The sequence below is a fragment of the Bradyrhizobium sp. USDA 4474 genome (assembly GCF_054057515.1).
The window spans coordinates 313,414-334,140 of the sequence record NZ_JBSRZJ010000001.1 but is presented as its reverse complement, the minus strand read 5'-3'; the positions used below and the strand labels follow the sequence as shown (position 1 = coordinate 334,140).

The 20,727-nt window shown below is 60.8% G+C and carries 23 protein-coding genes; 13 read left to right on the top strand and 10 right to left on the bottom strand.

All coding sequences use genetic code 11. The annotated features are described in order from the left end of the window. Positions 1-569: 569 nt before the first annotated feature. Positions 570-2,552, bottom strand: a complete 1,983-nt coding sequence (locus ACVW16_RS01600) for an AI-2E family transporter (RefSeq protein ID WP_456802218.1) — start codon at positions 2,550-2,552, stop codon at positions 570-572. 250 nt (positions 2,553-2,802) lie between these two features. Next, positions 2,803-3,018 (bottom strand): hypothetical protein, encoded by a 216-nt coding sequence (locus ACVW16_RS01595; RefSeq protein ID WP_456802217.1) that lies wholly within the window; start codon positions 3,016-3,018, stop codon positions 2,803-2,805. 449 nt (positions 3,019-3,467) lie between these two features. On the opposite strand from ACVW16_RS01595, the gene ACVW16_RS01590 reads away from it, so the two are divergent. The 4 genes from ACVW16_RS01590 (at position 3,468) to ACVW16_RS01575 (ending at position 6,424) form a co-directional block, all read left to right on the top strand. Beyond that, a complete protein-coding gene (locus ACVW16_RS01590; RefSeq protein ID WP_456802216.1) occupies positions 3,468-3,857 on the top strand; it encodes a hypothetical protein in 390 nt (129 codons plus the stop codon). Beyond that, positions 3,817-4,134 carry a PilZ domain-containing protein gene (locus ACVW16_RS01585; RefSeq protein WP_456802215.1) on the top strand — a complete coding sequence of 106 codons (318 nt, stop codon included), beginning with the start codon at positions 3,817-3,819 and terminating at the stop codon, positions 4,132-4,134. Before ACVW16_RS01590 ends, ACVW16_RS01585 begins: the two co-directional genes overlap by 41 nt. Before the next feature lie 298 nt (positions 4,135-4,432). Beyond that, positions 4,433-5,482 carry an HD-GYP domain-containing protein gene (locus ACVW16_RS01580; RefSeq protein WP_456802214.1) on the top strand — a complete coding sequence of 350 codons (1,050 nt, stop codon included), beginning with the start codon at positions 4,433-4,435 and terminating at the stop codon, positions 5,480-5,482. 597 nt (positions 5,483-6,079) lie between these two features. Continuing rightward, positions 6,080-6,424 carry a hypothetical protein gene (locus ACVW16_RS01575; protein ID WP_456705500.1) on the top strand — a complete coding sequence of 115 codons (345 nt, stop codon included), beginning with the start codon at positions 6,080-6,082 and terminating at the stop codon, positions 6,422-6,424. 57 nt (positions 6,425-6,481) lie between these two features. On the opposite strand, the gene ACVW16_RS01570 is transcribed toward ACVW16_RS01575, so the two are convergent. From ACVW16_RS01570 to ACVW16_RS01560, 3 genes are all read right to left on the bottom strand, one after another. Next, positions 6,482-6,841, bottom strand: coding sequence for a hypothetical protein (locus tag ACVW16_RS01570; protein WP_456802213.1), 360 nt, complete (start codon positions 6,839-6,841; stop codon positions 6,482-6,484). 1,068 nt (positions 6,842-7,909) lie between these two features. Beyond that, positions 7,910-8,383 carry a recombinase family protein gene (locus ACVW16_RS01565; RefSeq protein WP_456802212.1) on the bottom strand — a complete coding sequence of 158 codons (474 nt, stop codon included), beginning with the start codon at positions 8,381-8,383 and terminating at the stop codon, positions 7,910-7,912. A 1-nt stretch (position 8,384) separates the two neighbouring features. Next, a complete protein-coding gene (locus ACVW16_RS01560) occupies positions 8,385-8,942 on the bottom strand; it encodes a reverse transcriptase domain-containing protein (RefSeq protein WP_456802211.1) in 558 nt (185 codons plus the stop codon). A 33-nt stretch (positions 8,943-8,975) separates the two neighbouring features. Here ACVW16_RS01560 and ACVW16_RS01555 point away from each other — a divergent pair, with 33 nt between their 5' ends. Next, complete coding sequence (locus ACVW16_RS01555) at positions 8,976-9,467, top strand: Abi-alpha family protein (protein WP_456705504.1); 492 nt, start codon at positions 8,976-8,978, stop codon at positions 9,465-9,467. A 362-nt stretch (positions 9,468-9,829) separates the two neighbouring features. Here ACVW16_RS01555 and ACVW16_RS01550 read toward each other — a convergent pair whose 3' ends face one another. Further along, positions 9,830-10,834 (bottom strand): ABC transporter substrate-binding protein, encoded by a 1,005-nt coding sequence (locus ACVW16_RS01550; RefSeq protein ID WP_456802210.1) that lies wholly within the window; start codon positions 10,832-10,834, stop codon positions 9,830-9,832. 100 nt (positions 10,835-10,934) lie between these two features. On the opposite strand from ACVW16_RS01550, the gene ACVW16_RS01545 reads away from it, so the two are divergent. The 8 genes from ACVW16_RS01545 to ACVW16_RS01510 all read left to right on the top strand — a co-directional run bounded on the left by ACVW16_RS01545 (position 10,935) and on the right by ACVW16_RS01510 (position 17,922). After that, entirely contained in the window at positions 10,935-11,582 is a 648-nt protein-coding gene (locus ACVW16_RS01545) for a TetR/AcrR family transcriptional regulator (RefSeq protein WP_456705506.1), read from the top strand. 83 nt (positions 11,583-11,665) lie between these two features. After that, on the top strand, positions 11,666-12,436 hold the full coding sequence (locus ACVW16_RS01540) for an ABC transporter permease (RefSeq protein ID WP_456763875.1): 771 nt from the start codon (positions 11,666-11,668) through the stop codon (positions 12,434-12,436). Positions 12,437-12,447: 11 nt separating this feature from the next. Then, complete coding sequence (locus ACVW16_RS01535; protein WP_456802209.1) at positions 12,448-13,485, top strand: NAD-dependent epimerase/dehydratase family protein; 1,038 nt, start codon at positions 12,448-12,450, stop codon at positions 13,483-13,485. Then, the gene (locus ACVW16_RS01530) at positions 13,472-14,293 is read left to right on the top strand and encodes a GNAT family N-acetyltransferase (RefSeq protein WP_456705509.1); all 822 of its coding nucleotides are present in this window, start codon (positions 13,472-13,474) and stop codon (positions 14,291-14,293) included. The genes ACVW16_RS01535 and ACVW16_RS01530 overlap by 14 nt, the downstream gene beginning before the upstream one ends. 6 nt (positions 14,294-14,299) lie before the next feature. Then, positions 14,300-15,355 (top strand): dihydrodipicolinate synthase family protein, encoded by a 1,056-nt coding sequence (locus tag ACVW16_RS01525; protein ID WP_456734512.1) that lies wholly within the window; start codon positions 14,300-14,302, stop codon positions 15,353-15,355. Next, entirely contained in the window at positions 15,343-16,125 is a 783-nt protein-coding gene (locus ACVW16_RS01520; protein ID WP_456705511.1) for an ABC transporter ATP-binding protein, read from the top strand. The genes ACVW16_RS01525 and ACVW16_RS01520 overlap by 13 nt, the downstream gene beginning before the upstream one ends. A gap of 764 nt (positions 16,126-16,889) precedes the next feature. After that, positions 16,890-17,393: a hypothetical protein gene (locus ACVW16_RS01515; protein ID WP_456705512.1), complete on the top strand. Its 504-nt coding sequence runs from the start codon at positions 16,890-16,892 to the stop codon at positions 17,391-17,393. A 217-nt stretch (positions 17,394-17,610) separates the two neighbouring features. Further along, positions 17,611-17,922 carry a response regulator gene (locus ACVW16_RS01510; RefSeq protein WP_456705513.1) on the top strand — a complete coding sequence of 104 codons (312 nt, stop codon included), beginning with the start codon at positions 17,611-17,613 and terminating at the stop codon, positions 17,920-17,922. A 117-nt stretch (positions 17,923-18,039) separates the two neighbouring features. On the opposite strand, the gene ACVW16_RS01505 is transcribed toward ACVW16_RS01510, so the two are convergent. The 4 genes from ACVW16_RS01505 to ACVW16_RS01490 all read right to left on the bottom strand — a co-directional run bounded on the left by ACVW16_RS01505 (position 18,040) and on the right by ACVW16_RS01490 (position 19,671). After that, positions 18,040-18,330, bottom strand: coding sequence for a hypothetical protein (locus ACVW16_RS01505; RefSeq protein WP_456705514.1), 291 nt, complete (start codon positions 18,328-18,330; stop codon positions 18,040-18,042). 392 nt (positions 18,331-18,722) lie between these two features. Next, a complete protein-coding gene (locus ACVW16_RS01500; protein ID WP_456763878.1) occupies positions 18,723-18,881 on the bottom strand; it encodes an EAL domain-containing protein in 159 nt (52 codons plus the stop codon). Beyond that, positions 18,881-19,240 (bottom strand): EAL domain-containing protein, encoded by a 360-nt coding sequence (locus tag ACVW16_RS01495; RefSeq protein WP_456802208.1) that lies wholly within the window; start codon positions 19,238-19,240, stop codon positions 18,881-18,883. Before ACVW16_RS01495 ends, ACVW16_RS01500 begins: the two co-directional genes overlap by 1 nt. A gap of 143 nt (positions 19,241-19,383) precedes the next feature. Further along, entirely contained in the window at positions 19,384-19,671 is a 288-nt protein-coding gene (locus tag ACVW16_RS01490; protein WP_456802224.1) for a Crp/Fnr family transcriptional regulator, read from the bottom strand. Positions 19,672-20,727: the final 1,056 nt, after the last annotated feature.

Here is a 20,727-nt window from a genome sequence, read left to right as displayed (position 1 = left end):
CCGGCGAGTAGCCGCGCGGTGTGGCGCGCGATCATTGCGGGCGTGGTCCATCTCCAGGCCGAGCCATTCGGAATCCTCACAGATCCGCGCACTGATGCGACAGGCATTCTCGCCGATGCCACCGGGTCGCGCGATGCAACGTCGAGCTGATATCCGATGCATTGCTCATGGGCAACCGCGGCCGCCTACACAGACCAACCGTCCTGACGTCTGATCGGCGGTCGCGGCGCGCAGGCATAAAACACTAACGCACCGATTTTCTTGGAACGCGGTACGGCAAAAATGGTTCGATTGGCCCGTCGTGTAAGCCACTGATTGGGCGATTGAAAGTCGCTAGCGGAGAGAGACTTCAGCCCGCCCTGGCCGTTGGTTGAAAGGTCCGTTTGAAAAATCATGTGCTCACTGGCTAATGCATTGAAATCGTGGGCGCACGAGGGCTCGAAACTGGGACCCGCAATTGCTCTCATGACCGGAGAGAAGTTTTCCGGTAAGCAGCCAAGCAAGTACTCGCTTTCAGTATCTCGAACCCGCCTTCATAATTCTGGTCTTGGAGTGGCCGACGCTGACGATTACGCCGCAGCTATTACCGTCGCCTGCTTCTTTCCGGTCTGGCCGAGTCTAGTGGTTCCGGTGGCATCGATACTCAGGCTGACTGTGTGGCCAATGCTCGCAGACGCTAGATCGGCTTTTGCGCCTTCGCGCAGCGCCTCTAATGCCGTTTCGTCAATCTCTCTGGCCAAACAGCTCAGTATGATGGTTGCCCTTGGCAATTTCCGCCTCAGCCGCCGGACCGAGTAACGCATATGTGCCGGACTGCTGATGTCGAGATAGACCAGGCATACGATCATAACGCCTGTGGTATCCAAGCGGAAAACATTGCTGGAGGTCAGCGAAGAGGCGCCTTCTACGCGCGCCGCTAATCCGTGCTCTGTTGAGAGCTGGCCGAGCATGATCGCAGCCGCCTCATCGACTAAGCTGCGTCCGGCCACGCACAGCACGGGGTGATCGCCCTGCCACTCCGCCGGGAGGTCTCCTTTGCGCACGGAACGCATCCGTTCGTTCGCGGCGAATTCTGGAACGCTCTCCACCGCAGTGGATGCTTCCGGATCCATGGTCGCCTCGCCCTTCGCCGGCGGCCGCTCATCTTGATCGGCAAGGTCGCCGACGAGCTCGCTGACCGCATCGCGGATTCTGATGAGTCGCTCCTGATCGAGAGCATTCCGTTCGGCATCGGTTTGCGCCAGGTGCAACCCCCTAAGAGCGACTTCGTCATAGTATGAGGCCAGCGACCGCTCCTTAAGAAATTCCTCGGCCTTCTCGGCTGCTTCTGTCGGATCGCCAGCCAGCATGCGCTGATAAAAAATTTCCGATGGAGCAAGAGCCGGCCGATCTCCGAACATGACGTCGAGGAATTCCAGCCTCTCCACGTGCCTTCCGAGCACCACAAGGCAGACCGTGAGCGGCGTTGCGAGGACGAGGCCGATGGGTCCCCACAGCGCGGTCCAGAACGTCGCCGACGCGAGAACGGCAACGGGAGATAGCCCTGTGCTGTGACCGTAAACCATTGGTTCTATGACATGCCCCACGATCGGCTCCACGACCACAAAGAGCGCGAGCGTCCACAGCAGCATTGACCAGCCAGGGTCAAGGGCGACCGCAAGAGCAAGCGGAAATGCGGCGGCAATCACCGCGCCGATATACGGGACAAAGCGCAGCGCGGCAGCCAAGATGCCCCACAAGATCGCGCTGGGAATCCCGATGAACCACAAACCCGTGCCGATCACGGCGCCGAACGCCCCGTTAAGAATGAGCTGCGTGAGGAAAAGCTTGCTAAGCCGGCTCGCCGCATCGTCCAGCGCCGCCGTTGTCCGTTGTAAATCGGACGAGCCGGCCAGCCGGATCAGGCGGTTACGCAGGTCCTCGCGCTGAACGAGAATGAAGATCACGAAAATGATGATGATGCCCGTGGTCGCGAGCGGATGGATGAGTGGAGATATCAAGCTACGAAGACTTTCCAGCGCCCCGGGATCCGGCTGGCGAACCTCCACTGGCACCGGCGGAGCAGAAATGGTTCGGCCCGCCGTTAATCCGGGGACTCGCACCACCGCGGTGTCCTTTGGCTTGTCGAGCTCCTTGCCGAGGTCCTTCAGCATGTCGGACGCGCGTTCCAGCGTACCCCTACCTGCTTTGGTGTTCCGGAACGACTGTATCTTTTCACTGATCGTCGACTGATAGCGAGGAAGATCACCGGCGAGTTGGGTCAGCTGCGTTGCCAGAAGACTTCCCATCGCAAAAATCAGGCCAAAGGCGAGGATGACAACGCCTACGACAGCGAGTCCGCGGGGAACGTGGATGCGCTGCAATAAACCTACAACGGGAGCCAACACAAAACTGAGAAGGACAGCAAGCGCTACCGGCACGAAAATATCTCGGCCGAAATAGAGCGTGGCGATGATGATTACGGCCAGTATCGCAGCGGATGCCGTGCTTAGGATCCCAATCAGCTCCTCGGTGGTCCGTGCCTTGAACGGCTGCCTCGGTAGAGGGCTCATTCCTTTTCTCCGTCCCGTTGAGAGCGCGGGAGCTGCAAATCAGGCGCGCACAGCCGCTTGTCAATTTATGGAAAGAACATTCAACTGTGGGCAGTTCACTTCGGTTCCCTGTGACAAGGATCACACATCGCCGATTGATGTAAGAAATACTTTGGAATGGCAGCTCGCCTTATGAGAGCCGTGGCTCTTTTGAAGCTTTCGACGCGATCGGAGTGGCGCTTGGTATTCCGCTGCTGTCTCTTTAGGGACGTCAATAGACGTCGCTTTTTTCGAAGGTGAGCAGCGGCACGATGTCCTGCGATATCCCGGCGAGCATGGCATTTACCGTGCCCGGGCCGCTGATCAGGAAACCATGCTCCAGGGCCACCTGCGGATTGGGCAGGATTCCGGCGGCAAACGCCTGCGCCTGGGCAACACCGAGCCGCGCCCTCGTCGAGCGTAGTTCCGGATTGTTGGCGACCGCCACAATGGGAAGGCAAGCGCCCCAGCTAAATTAGTTGGTCGATGGTGGGTTCCGGGCCCATGCCCGACTAAGGCTCGTAATTTCCGCGATGGAATTGGAAATGCTCGGTTCTGTCGTCGGGCCCGAAGTCCGCATGCGAAGAACTCAGGTTGAGCAAATCTGTCCGCTCCGTCGCAATAAGCGGACCTCCGTCAGGCGCGCCCCTTTTCAGCAGCCACGATCATGGCCGAGAAGCACCCCTGCCGCCAGAAGCTTAGGCAAATTTTAACAACTACGGCGTGAGAATTAGGTCAGCAACACGGGGCATTTCGACAGCGCGGATTTTGACGCTGCACTCGTCCTGGTCGAAGCCGGACCCGCGAGCCTGATGCAGTGCGCGCGTCCTGTCGGTTTGTTGTTTATGTATTTTGATTCCTTGGGCGGCCCTTAAGCCCGAACCGATTGAGAACCACATGTCTACTGTCCTGAAATTCCGTAGACCTCGCCAATCCCGTCCTAAGCCACAGCAGTTATACTGCCGTCCATCCAATATTTTGACGCACATCGCTGCGCTCGTCTCAACAGTTGAAGGTCACCAGATTCGCTCAACAGAGGATCTGCGCCAGGCGATCTTCATCCTGGATCTCGCAAACGCCTGCATTCGATTGTTGCTCGGCCAATTGCCCAGCGGCGCGACGACAATTCAGTTGCCGTCCCAGTCCGAACGAATCGAACAGCTCATCGTGGCTGCGCGCAGCGAGGTGCATATGTCCATCGAGCGCTTCTGCTTTGAACCTAGTACCATTACTCCAGGGGATTGCAATGAGGTTGAACGGTCGAAAGGCAGGCCGCGTTCACTTTGAACACAAGCGCCTCATGAACATCATGGGCGTCGATGGCACATGGCGCCGAAGTTGCGTTCTCCTTGACGTCTCGGCAACAGGCGCCAAGCTCGAGGTCGAAGGATCTATCGACGCGCTCAAGGCTCAAGAGTTCTTCCTCGTTCTATCTTCCAGCGGGCTTGCATTTCGTCGATGCGAGTTGGTTTGGGTCAACGTGATGAATGTCGGTATCCACTTCGTGACGGAAAAGGCGAGGAAGAAAGCGTCCCCTAAGGATCATCTTGCTCCCGCGCGATGAGCGGAAGCTGTCGAAGCTCGAATGACCAGTAGCAACACATGCAGCTAGTCTCCTCGCGAACGGTGTCTTTCATCGACGTTCCGTCTCTCGCTGCTTGCGAAGCCAAAGAGGCCCTCTTTCATCACGACAGCAAGGGCTTCATCCTCTATCTGTCCGGGGGAGGCCGACCGTCGACGTCTGAGGAGCGAGTGATCTTCCTGGAATTGCGCGAAGCGCTAGTGTGGTTGAACGAACCGCCTGAGGATCAGGGATCATTTTGGACGTGAAGACGCCGGTTAGCGTCTCGGAGACGGCTCTCATGTTTGTGCATGTTCTGACTGATAATGCCGCCAAGCTGTCCGAGCTTTGCAGCCTGCTCGATCGAAGATTTCGGATCGCAGGGGAGCGACTGGACCTCGACGCAAAGCTCTCGGACGTGCCCGACGTACTGGTTGTGCGGGCCGATCTACGTGTGATCGAAAACATCGTCGCTCTCAAGAGGAGGAGTGCTCGGATGGCCAAAGTTTCCAAGCGCATATTCCTAGTCGAGGAAGCGTCTCACGTCTGCATCTCGCAGGCCTATGCCCTGGGAGCTACGCTCGCCGTGACGGGCAAAATTAATCAACCCAAAGTCTTCGCGGCGTTGGCCAGTCGGGCGAGTTCAGAGACTGATTCGGCAACTGGCACGGCGCAGCAAGACAATCCGGTGGAGGCGGCGGCTGCTGCGATCGGATCGATTTTTGCTGCGGCCTCTTTGGGCGAGCCGATAGACGTGATCGCGACTATAGAAGCTGGCAGAGGAATCGCCGAACGGATCACTGAGCGCGGCCTCGCTGAATGGCTCAGCACCGTGCGGCGCCATCACGAAGGGACCTATCAGCACTGCCTCCTCGTTACCGGTGTAGCCATCGACTTCGGCCTTAGCTTAGGGCTGAAGAGAACCGATCTTGAGCGCCTGTACTCTGCCGCCATGTTTCACGACATCGGGAAGGCAACTGTCCCCTTGGCGATCCTGGACAAGCCCGGACGTCTGGATGCCGAAGAGCGGGCGCTTGTAGAGACGCATCCGGTGGCGGGGTACGAGTTTCTGAAAGCTCAGACCGGAATCTCGGCCGAGATCCTGGATGCGGTCCGGCATCATCACGAATATCTCGATGGCAGCGGGTATCCGGACGCGCTTTCTGCCGAGAGCATCACCGACATCGTGAGAATGTTGACCATTGCCGACATCTTCGCCGCCCTGATCGAGCATCGATGCTACAAGCCGACCATGCCTCGGGCGGAGGCATACGGCATTCTCTCGGGGATGCAGGGAAAACTCGAAAAGGCTCTCGTGATTGCATTCAAGCAGGTCGCGCTGACTCGGTAGGAATGCCGAATAACTTGGGCGTAGAGGAGTCGGTGCAGGGTCTCGCGCTGAAGGAGGTCTTCTCGGCAGGTAGCAGGCCAGGGTGTGGGCGGACGTGAGCGAGATAGCAATCAGCATCAAACCAAAGGGTGAGAAGCTCGTCATCCTTGCGGATGAAGTGCCCGTGTTGAATGCAGCGAACTCGCCGTAGCAATACGAGTCGTTGCAGAAGCCAATCGGCAGCTTCAGTCCACAGCCCGAAACGTCGCTGACCGGCCGCTTGCTGAACTCGGTCTGAAGCAAGCAGTAGGCACAGCGGCTCGCGCAGCCAAAGTTCAGTTCATTGTTTTGCCGGCTTCCGTTCCGGCGCGGAGCGCTGACCTAAGACCGCATCGAATAAACCCACTGATGAACTGCATTGCATTAACGTTCGAGATATGGCCCGAGTTGGCTAGCTCAATGCTCGCCCAAGCGTCGGCTAGCGAGGGAAGACTGGAAGCAGCACGCAGCGGTCTCGACCGCTGATTTTGACCCGGAGCGGTCTTTCAAAGCACCTCACAGCCTTAAACCAAAGTGCTAGGCTCCTACTCCCCAGCGTGGTCCTTGGAGGAGAGGCACATGCGACGGCGAGACGTGCTTGCAGGGATAGTGGCCACCGGCATAACGAGCGCGCTGCCGGCCGCGGAGCAAAACAAGGTCTACCGGCTGGCGATCTTTACCTTAGTCAGCATCCCTCGCAACGACCTGGCTTTTGCGCCGCTTGTTTCTCGCTTGCGTGGGCTCGGGTACATTGAAGGCAAGAATTTGATCGTAGCGCGATACACCGCCGACGGTCTGCCAGAACGCTATGCCGAGATCGCACGCAGTATAGTGCGAACAAAGCCGGATGTGATTGTGGCTCTGAACCATCAGGCAATAGCACTGCTTGCGAAAGAGACATCCACATCCCAATTGTCGCGTTGATGGGCGATCCGGTCGCCGCCGGACTTCTGCAAAATATGGCCCGGCCCGAAGGCAACATTACCGGCATCGCCGGGGACGCAGGGATCGAGATGCAAGGCAAGCATCTTGCTCTCCTGCACGAAGCTGTCCCTTCTGCATCGCGCGTATCATGGAAATTCGCCTGGCGGTTCCTGACCAAGCGTCTCTCAGCCACCGTTGCCTTGGCAGAGCCTCGCCAATCAGGGCCTGCCGCTGCCGATCGGAACGCCCGCCGACCACGCCCGCGCCGTCCTTGCGATTCCCCTCGATCTCGGTCGTACCGCTGCCGATCAATCCGACGCTGCCGTTGTTGCCCTCGTTGCCGACGATCAACTTGCCAACCATCAACTTGCCGAGCTTCGCGGCCTTCCCCGATCTGCCGATCTTCGGGGTCGGCATTTGACCGCATGAGGACGAGGCGCCGCGGCACGCGTGCCGTGGCGCCTCGGTTTCCTCGAACGGTCGCGTCTCGAGATTACTTGGTCGGCATCGGTCGAACGCTGCATATCGTCGACGGTTCAGCCTGGTGCAATTCTCGGCGCCGTCGCCGGATCGACATCCGCGACGTTCGCCGCCGCTTGAGGGGACGACTAAGGTCCACACAACCGGCACCACCGCCTTCCGACCGCCTGGTCCATGCCGACAGAACCCTCGCGCCTCCGGGTCTCGAAGTGAAAGCGTTGGTTTTGTCCCAAGCGCCTGAAAGTGCTAACATATCGCTGCGTTAATGGTCTTGGCCAAATCGCGATCGCTGGAGGACATCCTGAAGATCGAGCGAGCCCTTGCGATCGCGGCCCGGGCACGGGTCAGACGGCGTATTTCAACCGATCCTGCTGCGCCATACAGCACCGGAGCGACAGCGTCGTTCGAGCGCCCGTCCCACTGCGCGACGCGCATGGTCGCTTTGTCAACGGCCACGCTGGTGGCCCGGGGCGGCCCCCGCGTGACTGTCTCAGGGAAGCCTTTACCAGCGACCTACTTGCGGTCTGGACTCGACACGGCAAGCAGGCGCTGCGCCAACTTTGCGAAGAGCGGCCGGCAACATTTCTGCGGCTCATCTTAAGCATCGTCGCGAGCAAGAGGCGCGATTAGAATAATGGGGACGGCCGGTGGCGCATAGTGAGAATTAGGCAGTGGTCCAATCGATACCAAAACTAGCTGCCGAGTACATCATTGAATGGCCTGACGGCCAGCGCGCAAAGGTCGCCTGTGTCTCGGAAGACGGCATGCGCTTTCGCGTCGAGGGTCTGCCGTCGTTGCTGCGGGCGACCGACAGCTTTCGGGTGGTCAGGAGAGGACGAATAGCCGTTCCGGATTGAGCGCGCTGGAGACGCCTAGTAGCTCTAGCCAGAGGTGACATCGGGGTCAGCGCGCAGCCCGAGGTTCGCGATCTCCCCCTGTATTGGCCGGGACTACAAGTGCAGCCACAACCCAAGCTGGAGCCGGCCTGCGTTGGCCCGACGTCTGTCAAAAGCTACCGCTACGTAACAGCGGTCGCCTCGCCTTTTGACGCCCGAATCCCCGGATAGTGTCTAGGGACGTGGGCATTCCGCCGTTGCCCTGGCGCGCGCGGCCAGCCGGCTGATCGTCGATTGGTCCACATTGAGCGGCCGCGCTACCGCGCTCTGCGGCTCGCCGGCATCGAGCAGCTTGATCGCCTGCCGCTGTTGATGCTTGGTCAACTTCGATGGTCGACCGAACTTCGCCCGCTTCTCTCGCGCGCCGAATGCCGACGTCGGTGCGCGCCTTGATCAAGCTGCGCTCGAACTCAGACAGTCCGCCCAGAATGGTCACCATCATCTTGCCGTGCGGCGTGGTGGTATCGGCCCAAGCATCGGCCAAGCTCTTGAACGCAGCTCCCGACTCACTGACCTCGTGCAGGATATTGAGCAGATCGCGGCTCGAGCGCGCCAGCCTGTCGAGCCGGGTGATGATCAGCACGTCACCTTTCCCGAGCAGCGATTGTCTTTCGCAATTGCGGCCGGTCAAAACGCGCGCCGCTCAGGTTCTCAGACAGAAGCCGAGGAAGGCGAAGGTCTCCGGTCGCCGCTCGCCGCGCCGCTGAAGCGAGAGGGCCGCGAACCGGCCAAACTCGATCAGGCGTCTTGTTCTCATGGAGCGTCAGGCCGAAGCTGGCCAGCCGCGCCTTGAGCGCCAAGAGCATTTCCTGCGCATCTGCCTTGCTCTCGAAGCCCGTGACGAAGTCGTCGGCGTAGCGCGCGGTCACAATGCGACCGCGTGAGTGGCGACGACGCCATTGGTGGACCCAGAGATCGAGGATGTAGTGCAGGAAGATGTTGGCAAGGAGCGGGCTGATGCCTGCCCCTTGCGGCGTGCCCCTGTCCGTCTCTTGCTTCTCGCCGCTCTCAAGAACGCCGGCCGGCAGCCACAGCCCGATGAGCCGCAAGATGCGAGGATCGGCGATTCTTTGCGCCACCATCCGCAGCAGCCACTCGTGGTCGACCGAGTCGAAGAAGCTGCGAATGTCGGCATTGAGCACGCAGTTCACGCGCTAGTGTGGTCTCTCAGGAGGTTGTCCATCTGGTCTGAACCGAGTGACCGCGACATTAAGGATCGGGAAGAGCTGCCGGAGGATATTGCCGTTCCGCTCCTCGAAGCTTCCCAAGGCGAATCGCGGGAGTCGATTCAGGACCTGTACGCTGCGTTGCTTGCCAATGCGATGGACAGCAGGTTCGCCGGGGATGTCCGCCCAGAGTTTATCGAAATCGTCAAACAACTACAGCCGATTGATGCCGTCGTTCTCGAGTTCGCGAGAGGGCGATATATCGAGCCCTCTAGGCGAATCTTCAACAACAAGGATGCTTTCGAAGCGCTGAAGAACTATCGATCAACCGCAATAGAGGTGAGCCTCGAAAATATGCAGCGGCTCAAATGCATCAGGTCTCATTCCCAAGGCCTCCTATTGTCGACATTTGGGTTTGAGTTCATGTCGGCATGCGATCGGCATGTCGGAAGTTATCTTCCGCATTTCGCGGTCGCGTCAGCCGACAGCCCGCGCTGCTGAGACATGATCTCCGCCAGATCGTGCCGGTATTGCTCATGCCGCCGCTCTGACCGTCGAAGACCGTTCGAGCCGTGCGATCGCGGTGGAGATGGCGGCCAACGGTGCGGACGTGGTCCCCTAGACATCGCGGGGCCGGTTTCTCCCGCCTCCAATGCCGAGCCGGCGACGGCCGAGGAACTCGATGCGATCGTGCGGATGGTCAAGAAATTCGGAAGGCGCAGCGAAGGGATCAAGGCAGACATTCACGTCATCGGTGCGGTGCGGGCGCGCGCCCGCCCCGTCCAAGGCATTCCGACGTCGCGGTTAACGAGAGAGGCGAGACGCCCACCTCGGTATCCGGCAAGTGGGAAAAAGGGCAGCCCCTACTTCTTCACCTTGCTCGCATCCATCTTGATGCTCGGATCCAGCATCTTCGTCGTGAACGCGGTGGTCACGTCAAACGGCTTTTCCATGCCGAGATAGGTCTGGACCAGCTCGTAGTCCTTCTTCATCCGCTCGCCGTCGATCCAACCGAGGCCCTTGGTGGTCGTAAACTCGTCCGTCATCAGATATTTGATGCGCTCCCACTGGCGCTCCTGGTTCTCCTTGTCGAGACCGGAGACCTGGTCGAGCAGCGCCTTCAGGCACGGCGTGACGTCGGCGACGCAGGCCGCGAAGGCCTTCTGCGTGACGCGCACGAACTCTTCCGCGACCTTCGGGTGCTTCTGCAAGTAGACTCCATTGACGATCAGCGAATTGCCGTAAGGGTTGAGGCCGATGTCCTTCCAGTTGACGAAGCCGAGGTCGGGACCGAACTCGATCACCTTGAGATCGTGCTCGTTGTAGAAGTCGCTGATGATGTCCACCGTGTGGCTCTTCAGCGCGGCGATCTTCGCGGTCGGCCCGATATTGACGAAGCTGACGGAATCAGGCGCAAGCCCCGCGGCCTTAGCGAAGGCCGGCCACATCACGCGCGAGGCATCGCCCGGCGGATTGCCGATCTTGTGGCCGGCGAAATCCTTCACGCCGTTCACGCCATAGCTCTTCAGCCAGTAGAAGGACTGCCCGGTATTGGCGTAGATGCTCATCAGCGCGACGTCGTCGGCGCCCTTGCTCTTGGCCACCAGCATGGTGGCGAGATCCGCGATCCCGAACGCCGAGCCGCCGGAGCCGACCTTGGCGGCGGAGACGCCCGAACCCTTGCCGACCTCGATGGTCAGATCGATGCCCGCCTTCTCGTACCAGCCCTGCGCCTTGGCGTAATAGAACGGTGAATGATCGGCCGTCGGCGTCCAGTTCAGGATCAGATTGACCGCCTGGCTCGCGTTCGCCGGCACCGCGGGTAGACCGAGCGCCAGAGCCACAAGAGCCGCCTGCAAACGCTTCATCGTCTCTCTCCCCATTGCCGCGACCCGGCTTGTCGCTCTCCTCGTGTGAGGTTACCAATGCAACAAGCCCGTCCTCAACTTGTCAACTGTTTGGTTGGAAATGCCCGCAAAACTTTCAGGAGGCAGCGTGCCGCAGCGCCGCGACCCTGTCGCCACCCGCAAGAAACTGCTCACCGCGGCGCGCCAGGAGTTCGCCCGACACGGTTTTGCGGGTGCACGCGTCGACGAGATCGCGGAGCGCGCTGGCGTCAACAAACAGTTGGTCTATCATTATTTCGGCGACAAGGACGCGCTCTACCTCGCCGTGCTCGAATGGGTCTACGAGGACATCCGCGAGCAGGAACGCAAGCTCAATCTCGAAGGCCTGCCGCCGGACAAGGCCATCCGCAAGCTGATCGAGGCCTCCTTCGATCATCTGGCCGAAAACCCTGATTTCATCGTGCTTTTGAACGACGAGAACCGCGGCGGCGCCCGCCATGTCCGCGGCTCGACGCGGCTGGAAGCCATGCATTCGCCGCTGGTGAGGAGCGTCTCCCACATCCTGCAGGAAGGCGTGCGCGCCGGCCTGTTCCGCAACGGGATCGACCCGATCCAGCTTTATATCTCCATCGCAGGCCTCAGCTATTTCTTCTTCTCCAACACCCCGACGCTGTCGGCGATCTTCGGCAAGGACCTGTCGAGCCGCACCGCCCGACGAGCCCGCCGCCGGCACGTGGCCGATCTGGTGCTGCAGTCGCTCCGACCGTAATCAACCATCTGGTTGAAACTTGTCCCAAGGCCGGTTAGGCTCTGCCTCGCGGCGATGAGGGCTACCGCAAATGGGAGAACCAGGTGGCTGGTGGCGGAGCAAGTCCTGCGCGCAGCTTTGCGATCATCCTGATCGTGCACCTCGCCGTGCTCGTGCTCTGGCAGGTCTCGGTCGACGCCTTCCACGTGCCGAAATTCATCCTGCCCTCCCCGCTCGCGACGGTGAAGACGCTGGGCACCGCGAGCTATTCCTGGGGAGCTAACACGCTGGTAACGGCGATTGAGATCCTCGGCGGGTTCGCGCTCGGTGCTGTCGTCGGCGTCGCACTTGCCGTGATCTTCAGCTGGGCGCCGCTCGTGAGCCTGGTGCTGCTGCCGCTGTTCGTGACCTTGAACATGATCCCGAAGGTCGCGCTTGGCCCGCTCTTCATCGTCTGGTTCTCCTATGGCATCCTGCCGAACATCCTGATCGCCTTCAGCATTTGCTTCTTCCCAATCCTGCTGACCACCGCGCGGGGTCTGCGCGAAGTCGAGCCAGACCTGCTCGATCTCGTCAAATCGCTGCGTGGCTCGCGCTGGACGCTTTTCCGCAAAATCCAGCTGCCTGGTTCGCTGCCTTACGTGTTCTCCGGTATGAAGGTCGGCGCTATCCTCGCGGTCGCCGGCGCCATTGTCGGCGAGTTCATCGCCTCCGAGCGCGGCCTCGGCTACCTCATGATCCAGGTGCAATCTTCGCTCGACACGCCCGCAATGGTGATGGCGGTCGTGCTGCTGACGCTGCTCGGCGTCGCCCTCTACGGCCTGGTGCTCGTCCTCGAACGCATGTTCGTGGTCGGGGACGCAAGACAAAATTGAAGGAGCTCTCCATGCTGCTCTCCCGCCAGGCGCTGCCAAAGACCATTTCTGACATCACCGCCCTCGATGATCTCCTCTGCCGTCCGACGCAGGCGCTGATCGACGACCTCAAGAATGTCGACGGCGACATCATGATCCTCGGCGTCGCCGGCAAGATGGGCCCGACGCTCGCAGGCCTGGCCAAGGCCGCCGCGCCGGATCGCCGCGTCATCGGCGTCGCCCGCTTCAGCGATGTCAGCGTCAAGGACTGGCTGCACGCGCGCGGCGTCGAGACCATCAATTGCGACTTGCTGGACGAGGCCGCGATCAAGGCGCTCCCAAAGGCGCCGAACATCATTTTCATGGCCGGCCGCAAGTTCGGTGCCGAGGGTGATCTGTCGCTGACCTGGGCGATGAACGCGCATGTGCCGGCATTGGTAGCGCAGGCTTTCCCACGGTCGCGGATCGTCGCGTTCTCGACCGGCTGCGTCTATCCGTTCGTGCCCGTCGACGGCAAGGGCTCGACCGAGGATATGGCGCCGAACCCGCCCGGCGAATACGCCCAGTCCTGCGTCGGCCGCGAGCGCATGTTCGAGTATTTCTCGCACAAATTCGCAACGCCGGGTCGACTGTTCCGACTTAATTACGCGATCGACATGCGCTATGGCGTGCTGCACGACATTGCGACAAAAGTGCTGATGGGCACACCGATCGACGTCAGCCTCGGCCACGTCAATTTCATCTGGCAGGGCGATGCGTCCGCGCAGGCGCTGCGCTGCCTGGCGCATTGCACGGCGCCGACCTCGCCGATCAATGTCAGCGGCCACGAGATTTTGGCCGTGCGCGATCTCGCACAGAAATTCGGCGCCCGCTTCGGCCGCGCGCCGGTGCTGACGGGCAAGGAAGAGCCGACGGCCTGGCTGACCGACACGTCGAAAGCCGTGGAGCTGTTCGGGCTGCCCATCATCGACACCGAGCAGTTGATTGCCTGGACCGCCGACTGGGTCTCCCGCGCCATGCCGAGCCTCGGCAAGCCGACAAAATACGAGGTGCGCGATGGCCGCTACTGATGGGCGTCCCGTCATCAAGCTCGGCCTGGATGATGCCACGGCCGGGCTCGTCCTCTCGGCGGAGGCACACTGGAACCAGACCGAGGAGGATTGGCGCGTCTTCCTGCGCGACGGCGTCGTGTTTGGTATCCGCACCGGCGTGCTGCTGGTCGCAACGGCCGCGCTGCTGCCCTATTCCGGCAACAACGCCTGGATCAGCATGGTGCTGGTGACATCCAGCCACCGCCGGCGCGGCCTCGCCACGCGGCTCGTCGATGCCTGCCTCGAGACCGCCCGCAAGAACGGCCTGACCAGTTGGCTCGACGCGACACCTGATGGCGTTGCCGTCTACGGGCCGCTCGGCTTCACGCCGACGCTGCAATTGCGGCGGCTGAAGCTGGCGAGACCAGCGCACACTCCCGCGCCGCCGCCGCCCTCCGCAGCGCTCGAAGCGCTTCGCGCGCGCGATCGCCGTGCCACCGGCTTCGACCGGACCGCCCTGCTGTCCGCCTTCGCGCAGCGTTCCGGCTCGCGCATCGCCGCCACGAGCGGAGCGATCGCGCTAGTCCGCGATGGCCGGACTGCGCGCCATATCGGCCCGCTGTTCGCGGACGAGGCCGCCGAAGCGCTGGCGCTCGTTCATGCCATCGCGCGATCGGAATCCGGACCGCTGCTGATCGACGCTGTCGCGCCGCAGACTGCGTTTCTGGAAGGATTGACCGCCTCAGGGTGGACCATCGAGCGTCCGTTCCAGCGCATGCGGTTCGGTCCCGCTACCACCCCGGGCGAGGAAATGCCATTCGCCGTCGCCGGCCCTGAATTCGGATAGGACATCATGCACCACAGCCAGATCAACAGGGACATCCGCAAGCTGATTGCCGAGGGCACCGTGCTGCCGGCGCATCCGCTCGCGCTCACCGCCGAGCGACAGCTCGACAAGACACATCAGCGCGCGCTGACGCGCTATTACATCGATGCTGGCTCGGGCGGCCTTGCCGTCGGCGTCCACACCACGCAATTCGCAATTCGCGATGTCGGGCTCTACCGTCCGGTACTCGAGTTAGCCGCTGAGACCGCAGCAAACTGGACTAAGCGTCCGCTTGCAATGGTCGCGGGGCTCGCTGGTCCGACCGCACAGGCCGTGACTGAAGCCCGCACCGCACGTGATATCGGTTATCACGCCGGCCTCCTCAGCCTCGCCGCAATGAAAAGCGCGTCCGAGGACGAAATCATCGCGCATTGCACCGCTGTTGCCGCGGAAATCCCGCTCGTGGGATTCTACCTTCAGCCGGCGGTCGGCGGCGTCATCCTGTCGAGCCGGTTCTGGCAGCGTTTTGCCTCGGTCGAAAATGTCATTGCGATCAAGATCGCACCATTCAACCGCTATCGCACGCTCGACGTGCTGCGCGGCGTGGCTGCCGCCGGCGCCCTCGACCGCGTCGCGCTCTACACCGGCAATGACGATCACATCCTGCTCGACCTGATGCTGCCGTTCGATCTCCGCGACAAGGGCGTCACCACGCGCACTTATTTTAAAGGCGGCCTGCTCGGCCACTGGTCAGTTTGGACCTCAAGCGCCATCAAGCAGTTCGAGCGCTGCAAGGCGGCGCGGCACAAGGACAGCGTGCCGGCCGATCTCCTCGCGCTCGATGCCCGCGTCACCGATTGCAACAGCGCCTTCTTCGACGTGGCCAACAATTTTCACGGCTGCATCGCCGGCTGCCACGAGATCCTGCGCCGTCAGGGCCTGATGAAGGGTCTCTGGTGCCTCGATCCGAACGAAGGTCTCAGCCTCGGCCAGAAAGACGAGATCGATCGCGTGACGCGCGAGCATGCCGACCTTAGCGACGATGCCTTCGTCGCCGACAATTTGAGCAAATGGCTGGCATGAGCTCAAAACCCTTCATCAGCCTGCAAGGCGTCCGAAAGGTCTATCGCAGCGGCGGCAGCGAGTTTCTCGCTGTTTCCGACGTGACCATGGACGTGCAGGAGGGTGAGCTGGTCTCGCTGGTCGGCCCGTCCGGCTGCGGCAAGACCACGGTCATGAAGATGCTGGCCGGCCTGCACAACGCGGACGGCGGCACCGTGACCATCGGCAACGCGTGCAGCCCGTTCGATCCGAGCCGTGACATTGGCATGGTGTTCCAGCAGGCGCTGCTGCTGAAATGGCGCACCATCCTAGACAACGTATTGCTACCGGCCGAGATCGTCGGCCTCCCGATGAAGGCCGCGCGCGAACGGGCGCGCGACCTGCTCAATCTCGTCGGCCTCTCAGGCTACGAGCAGAAATATCCCCAGCAATTGTCCGGCGGCATGCAGCAACGCACGTCGATCGCGCGCGCCTTCATCCACGATCCAAAGTTGATCCTGATGGACGAGCCGTTCGGCGCGCTGGATGCACTGACGCGTGAGCAGATGAATCTGGAGATGCTGCGGATCTGGCGGGAGAGCGGCAAGACCATCATCTTCGTCACGCATTCGATCCAGGAAGCCGTATTCCTGTCCTCGCACTGCGCGGTGCTGACGGCCGGGCCGGCGAAGATGGCCGACTACTTCCCGATCGACCTGCCCTTCCCGCGCGATCTGCCGTTGAAGACAATGGATGCGTTTGGCGCGTATGCACGGCGGATCTACGCGAAGCTGGGGCTGGGGGCGGCGTAGTACGCCACACGGTAGCTGCCGGCTTGCGATAAAGAGGAAGAGGCCGCCAACTGTGGCGGCCTTTCTCAGGGGGCAAGAATGCGCTCACGAATTATCGGCCGCTTGATCGGCGTGGCCGTGATCGAATTCGTAATAGGTGTTTCGGGGCTGTTCGGTGCCAACCAAATGCTAGTACTGATGCTCATCCACGTCGGCCTGTCGCCAGTTCGGGTGATGGCTCGTGTGGATGCCTATGAAACGCTATGGTCTAGTCGGCTTCGCTGCGGCCATTCTCTTAGCAGCAAGCCTCGCTCCCGATGACGCAGTTGCGCGTCGAGGCGGAGGTGGTTATCGCGGTGGCAGATTTCATGGAGGAGGAGGTCGCGTCGCTCATGTAAGAGGCGGTGCCGTCCACGGGCGAGTCGTCGGCGCCGGCGGAGGGTATGGCTACAGACCAATTCCCGGTAGTCCTGTCGCACGTGCGTCGGTACGACGGGGCGCATACCGCGCGGCCTATAGGGGCGCAGCCTATCGCGGCGCCGCTGTTGGCGCCGCGGCCGCAGGGGCCGCCTACTACAGCGGTTACAACAATCGCTGCTACTACAATTCCTACGGCCACCAGTCGGTAAGCATCACTGCGGGTCCTTTCGGCTGAACTGAACCTATGACGCATAATGAAGCCACCGGTCCTTCGAGCTTCTTTGGTTCAAGGTGTCTGTCGCCGCCAGCCACGGAGCAGCGGTGCGCCGGGTTGACGTCACTTGGCGTCTTGATAGGCTGCTTGCATGGGCATCTTTGAAAAGCATCGCGGTACTCTAGTTCCCGTTCACGAGGACAACGCTAAGACGAGGGATTGGCTCGTCCTCCTGGAAGCAGCCACCATAGTTGGCGAGCAACGTGACAAGCTTCGGGTGGCGCTGACCACGCAAGAGCGGAAGCTCGTGAAGAAGCGCAGGCTATTCGGCAAGCCGCAGTATTTCCTTGTCATAGACGGCTATGATCCAAGGATACACGCTCTCTATTTCTGCCCCCAGCTCTACAAGAACGAAAACGGCAGTCTAGCCCCACTAACGGGGCCGGAAATCGGCCAGCTAATGGCTCAAGCACTTGAGGGCGGTGCAATTGAAAAAGCGCCTTGGTACGAGCCGGGCGACGGTGCCCCGAAGGACCTAGTGATCAAGGCGGCGCCCAACCTGGAGCTTGATAGTTTGGTCGTCGACGCTCCTATGCCGAGATCGAATAAGCCCGCGCCTCTCAGAGCGGTCCCTATTAGCGACAAAGACAAGTGAGGCGTTCGTGTTGACTGCTGCTATTGACGGCTGCTGCTATTGTAGCCGTGACTGTGCGCTCCCGAACTCCCTCAGCATCAGCCCCCTTTCGGAACTCCGAGTTTCAGTGTCGCTTTTGCAACCCTGCCCGTAAGCAGAGGTTAACCCAGGTTAACAACGCCGGGGTTTGCCATGGGCCAGTCCACTCCGTTTTCTAAGCTTGCAATGGTCGTCGAAGATGATCGCGATTCAGCGCGAGATGATCGCAATTCTTCTGGAGGAGAGTGGCTTCCAGGTGCTTCAATTCGAGGATGCCGATAGCGCAACTATGGTGCTCAAGGTCCATCACGCGGCAGTGCTGATTACTGATGTCAACCTGATCGGCAAAATGACCGGCGTTGAACTCGCACACATCGCGAGGGCAATTGATCCCGACCTTCGTATCGTTGTGACCTCAGGAAGACCTTGCCAGAGCGTGCTGCCTTCGGACGTGACGTTTCTATCGAAGCCGGTCTATCCGGTCGATTTGTTAAGGATGGCGACAAACTAGGCTGGCGCGCCCGCTACGTGCCAAGCAAGGCCCTTGTCGCTCTGCGGACGTGAAAAGCCCCAGACAGCTGCTGTCCGGGGCTTTGAACAGAACAAGACGGTCTCGCGCTCCGTTTTGTTACCACTCAGGTCCGTAATAACCGCGGCGCTCGTAATAGGGCTCGCCGTACCCATAGGGACGATCATAGTAGCCGCGGTCGTAGGCGTAGGATCCTCGGAACGGTGCAGTCGCGATAGCGCCAGCCGTTCCGATAGCCGCGCCAGCGAGGCCAGCGGCAGCTCCGATGGGGCCGACGCCATAGTGATGGGCGTAATAGTGGCCGCGATGGTGCACGATCCGCGCTTCCGCGGGGGCAGCCACCAAGGTCGCTACCGCCGCAGCGGCAGCCAATAGCTTCACTTTGATCATTGTATTTCCTCCTCTGAGCGGATTTAACGGCACCGAGACAAATCAGTTCCGGAGGTGGCCGGCGTGCTGCCGCCTGGGTGTGATGAATCGTTAGACCGGGGCTTGCCTGACTTGGCTGCTGAAGGGGCCGACCAGCTGCAGATTGGTCTGGGAGAGTTGTTCAACGAAGGGTTCGAACGCGGCCGCTCCTGAACCCTCCGGTCATCTTGTGCATCCTTCCTCGGCGGCCACGGCCGACATGGCCGCACGCGCGATGCGCATGCAAAGCTTCAAGGGCACTCAAGACGCAACGCGGCCTCAAGCCAATCGACCGGAGCAAGGCCTTCAGGAGGCGGCCTGGAGCGGGAGCCTCTTGCTTTTGTTGGGGGTCGCCAGACTTCGCGGCCGGCCGATCAGATATCCCTGCATTTCGTCGCACCCGTCTGCAGGAGGAGCGTCATCTGGGCTTCGGTCTCTATGCCCTCCGCCAGCACCGGGACCCCGAGGCCGTGGGCGAGGCCGATCACGGCCCGGACGATGGCGAGCGAGCGATCGTTTTGGCCGAGCGCCATCACGAAGGATCGGTCGATCTTGATTCGGTCGAGGGGGAAAGCTTCCAGGTATGACTGAGTATCCCGTGCCGAAGTCGTCCAGTGCGATTTGAACCCGGTGCCTTGAGCGACTGCATCGTCTTCTTGGCGCGCGCGATGTCCTCGATCAGCACGCCTTCGGTGATTTCGAGCTCGAGCCGCGAGCCCGGCAGCCCGCTATCGCGCAGCGCCTGGCGGACGTGCGCTTCGAGATTCTCGCGGCGCAACTGCGCGGCCGAGACGTTGACTGCGATCCTCAGCGGATACAGTGCGGCGCCAACGCAGAGATCAATCTGAAGGGCGTGGCCGTCGACCTCGATGGGCCGTTCGACGGCGTGCATGCGTCTCGACACTTTGAAGGCCCCCGCGTAGCCTCGCGCAGCACGGACGCCCGAGTTCTTCGTTCGCTAGTGTGTTTGTGAAGGAGTTTCTCAGTCTTCTTTGACATCATCATCTGGATTCAACTGGCTTCGATATTCCCGCGCTATCGTGTCGAAGCAGGTGCAGGAGACTTGCCGAGAGCGTGAGAGTTGATGATGTTGACGAGCCCGCGCAAGCTGTGGATCAACCCACCTTTTTCGAGTGCTTCAAGGCATTCGGTCACGCTTGCCCGTCGAACACCAAGCAGATGAGCCAAGACTTCGTGGGTGAGCGGCAACTTATCGTCCTCGAGGGCATTGCTGGCGACGAGCAGCCATCGGGCGAGTCGTTGCTTGACGGAGTGTGCCGCATTGCAGACGCCTCGATTGCGAGGTCTGCAGCAACACGATATCTACGTGTCTGAGCAGAATTCTCCTAGAGCTCGAGACGGGATCTAGCGAGTTCAAAAATGCCTTGAGAGCGTCCGCGTCCTCGCGGCTGATTTTGGTGTACCAGGGGTAGGGAATGGCGGGACATAGATAGCTGCCATCGGCCGATATGCCCTGATGGAAAGCCCGGTAGAACTGATTCTCACTCGACGCGGTAGTCGGACTTGCCGTTGCAATGTGGCTGTACGCAACTCCGACTGCCTCGCTTGCGGTGCTGCTGGGGGGCGATAGGCGGCATAGTGCCAGATCCCCTGCAACTTGCGCATACTGCTCTCCCGAGGGAGCCCCTGAGGTCGCTTCAGCGCTTTCGCATCTGGATTCACACCAAACGGAAACTCAACTGGCCGGAAGGGATCTGGTCACAGATCTTGTTCGTTCTAGTGACCGTTGCCCTTGTCGAAATCGTTCGGACTGGCATCCAAAGCAGCTAATTCTGCAACACGCAAAAGACCCTAGCCCATGGGGCCATGGCGGTCAGTTACCCACACCCACGACGCGCAGTAGCTCGCGCGCGTTCGGAGCCACCCAGTAATCGACAATGTTTGCTAGCGGTGGCGGGGGCTTCGTCGGCGTGATCCGCTCGTAGGGCAGCGAACGAAAACGGCCGCAGGACCCTGCCCCACATCCTGCGGCCTCATTTTTCCGGGAAAATTCAATGTTTGCGAATGATGCTCGACTTCCAGCCCCGGCTGAGCGGAATGATTGCAGGACTCGGGCTGAAGTTTGAGTCGCCAATCGGTGTTCCAGAACGGAACATACGCGATGTTGCGACAGCGCCACGTTAAGGTCAGGACGGCGAACCTAAAGCAAATTGCTGTGATCCCGATCAGCGTCCCGGTGCATCAGAACGCGATAATGTTGGCTCGCCACTTACTCTTCCCAAACCATCTCCCCGCACTGACATCGAGCAGGTCGCTGCTGGATGAAGAGAGTAACCCGGAAGGTTTCTTTGGCGGAGCGACCCTTTAAGTGACCATCGTCTATTCTGGGTGCCTGGTCGCGGTCTGGTCCGCGACCAG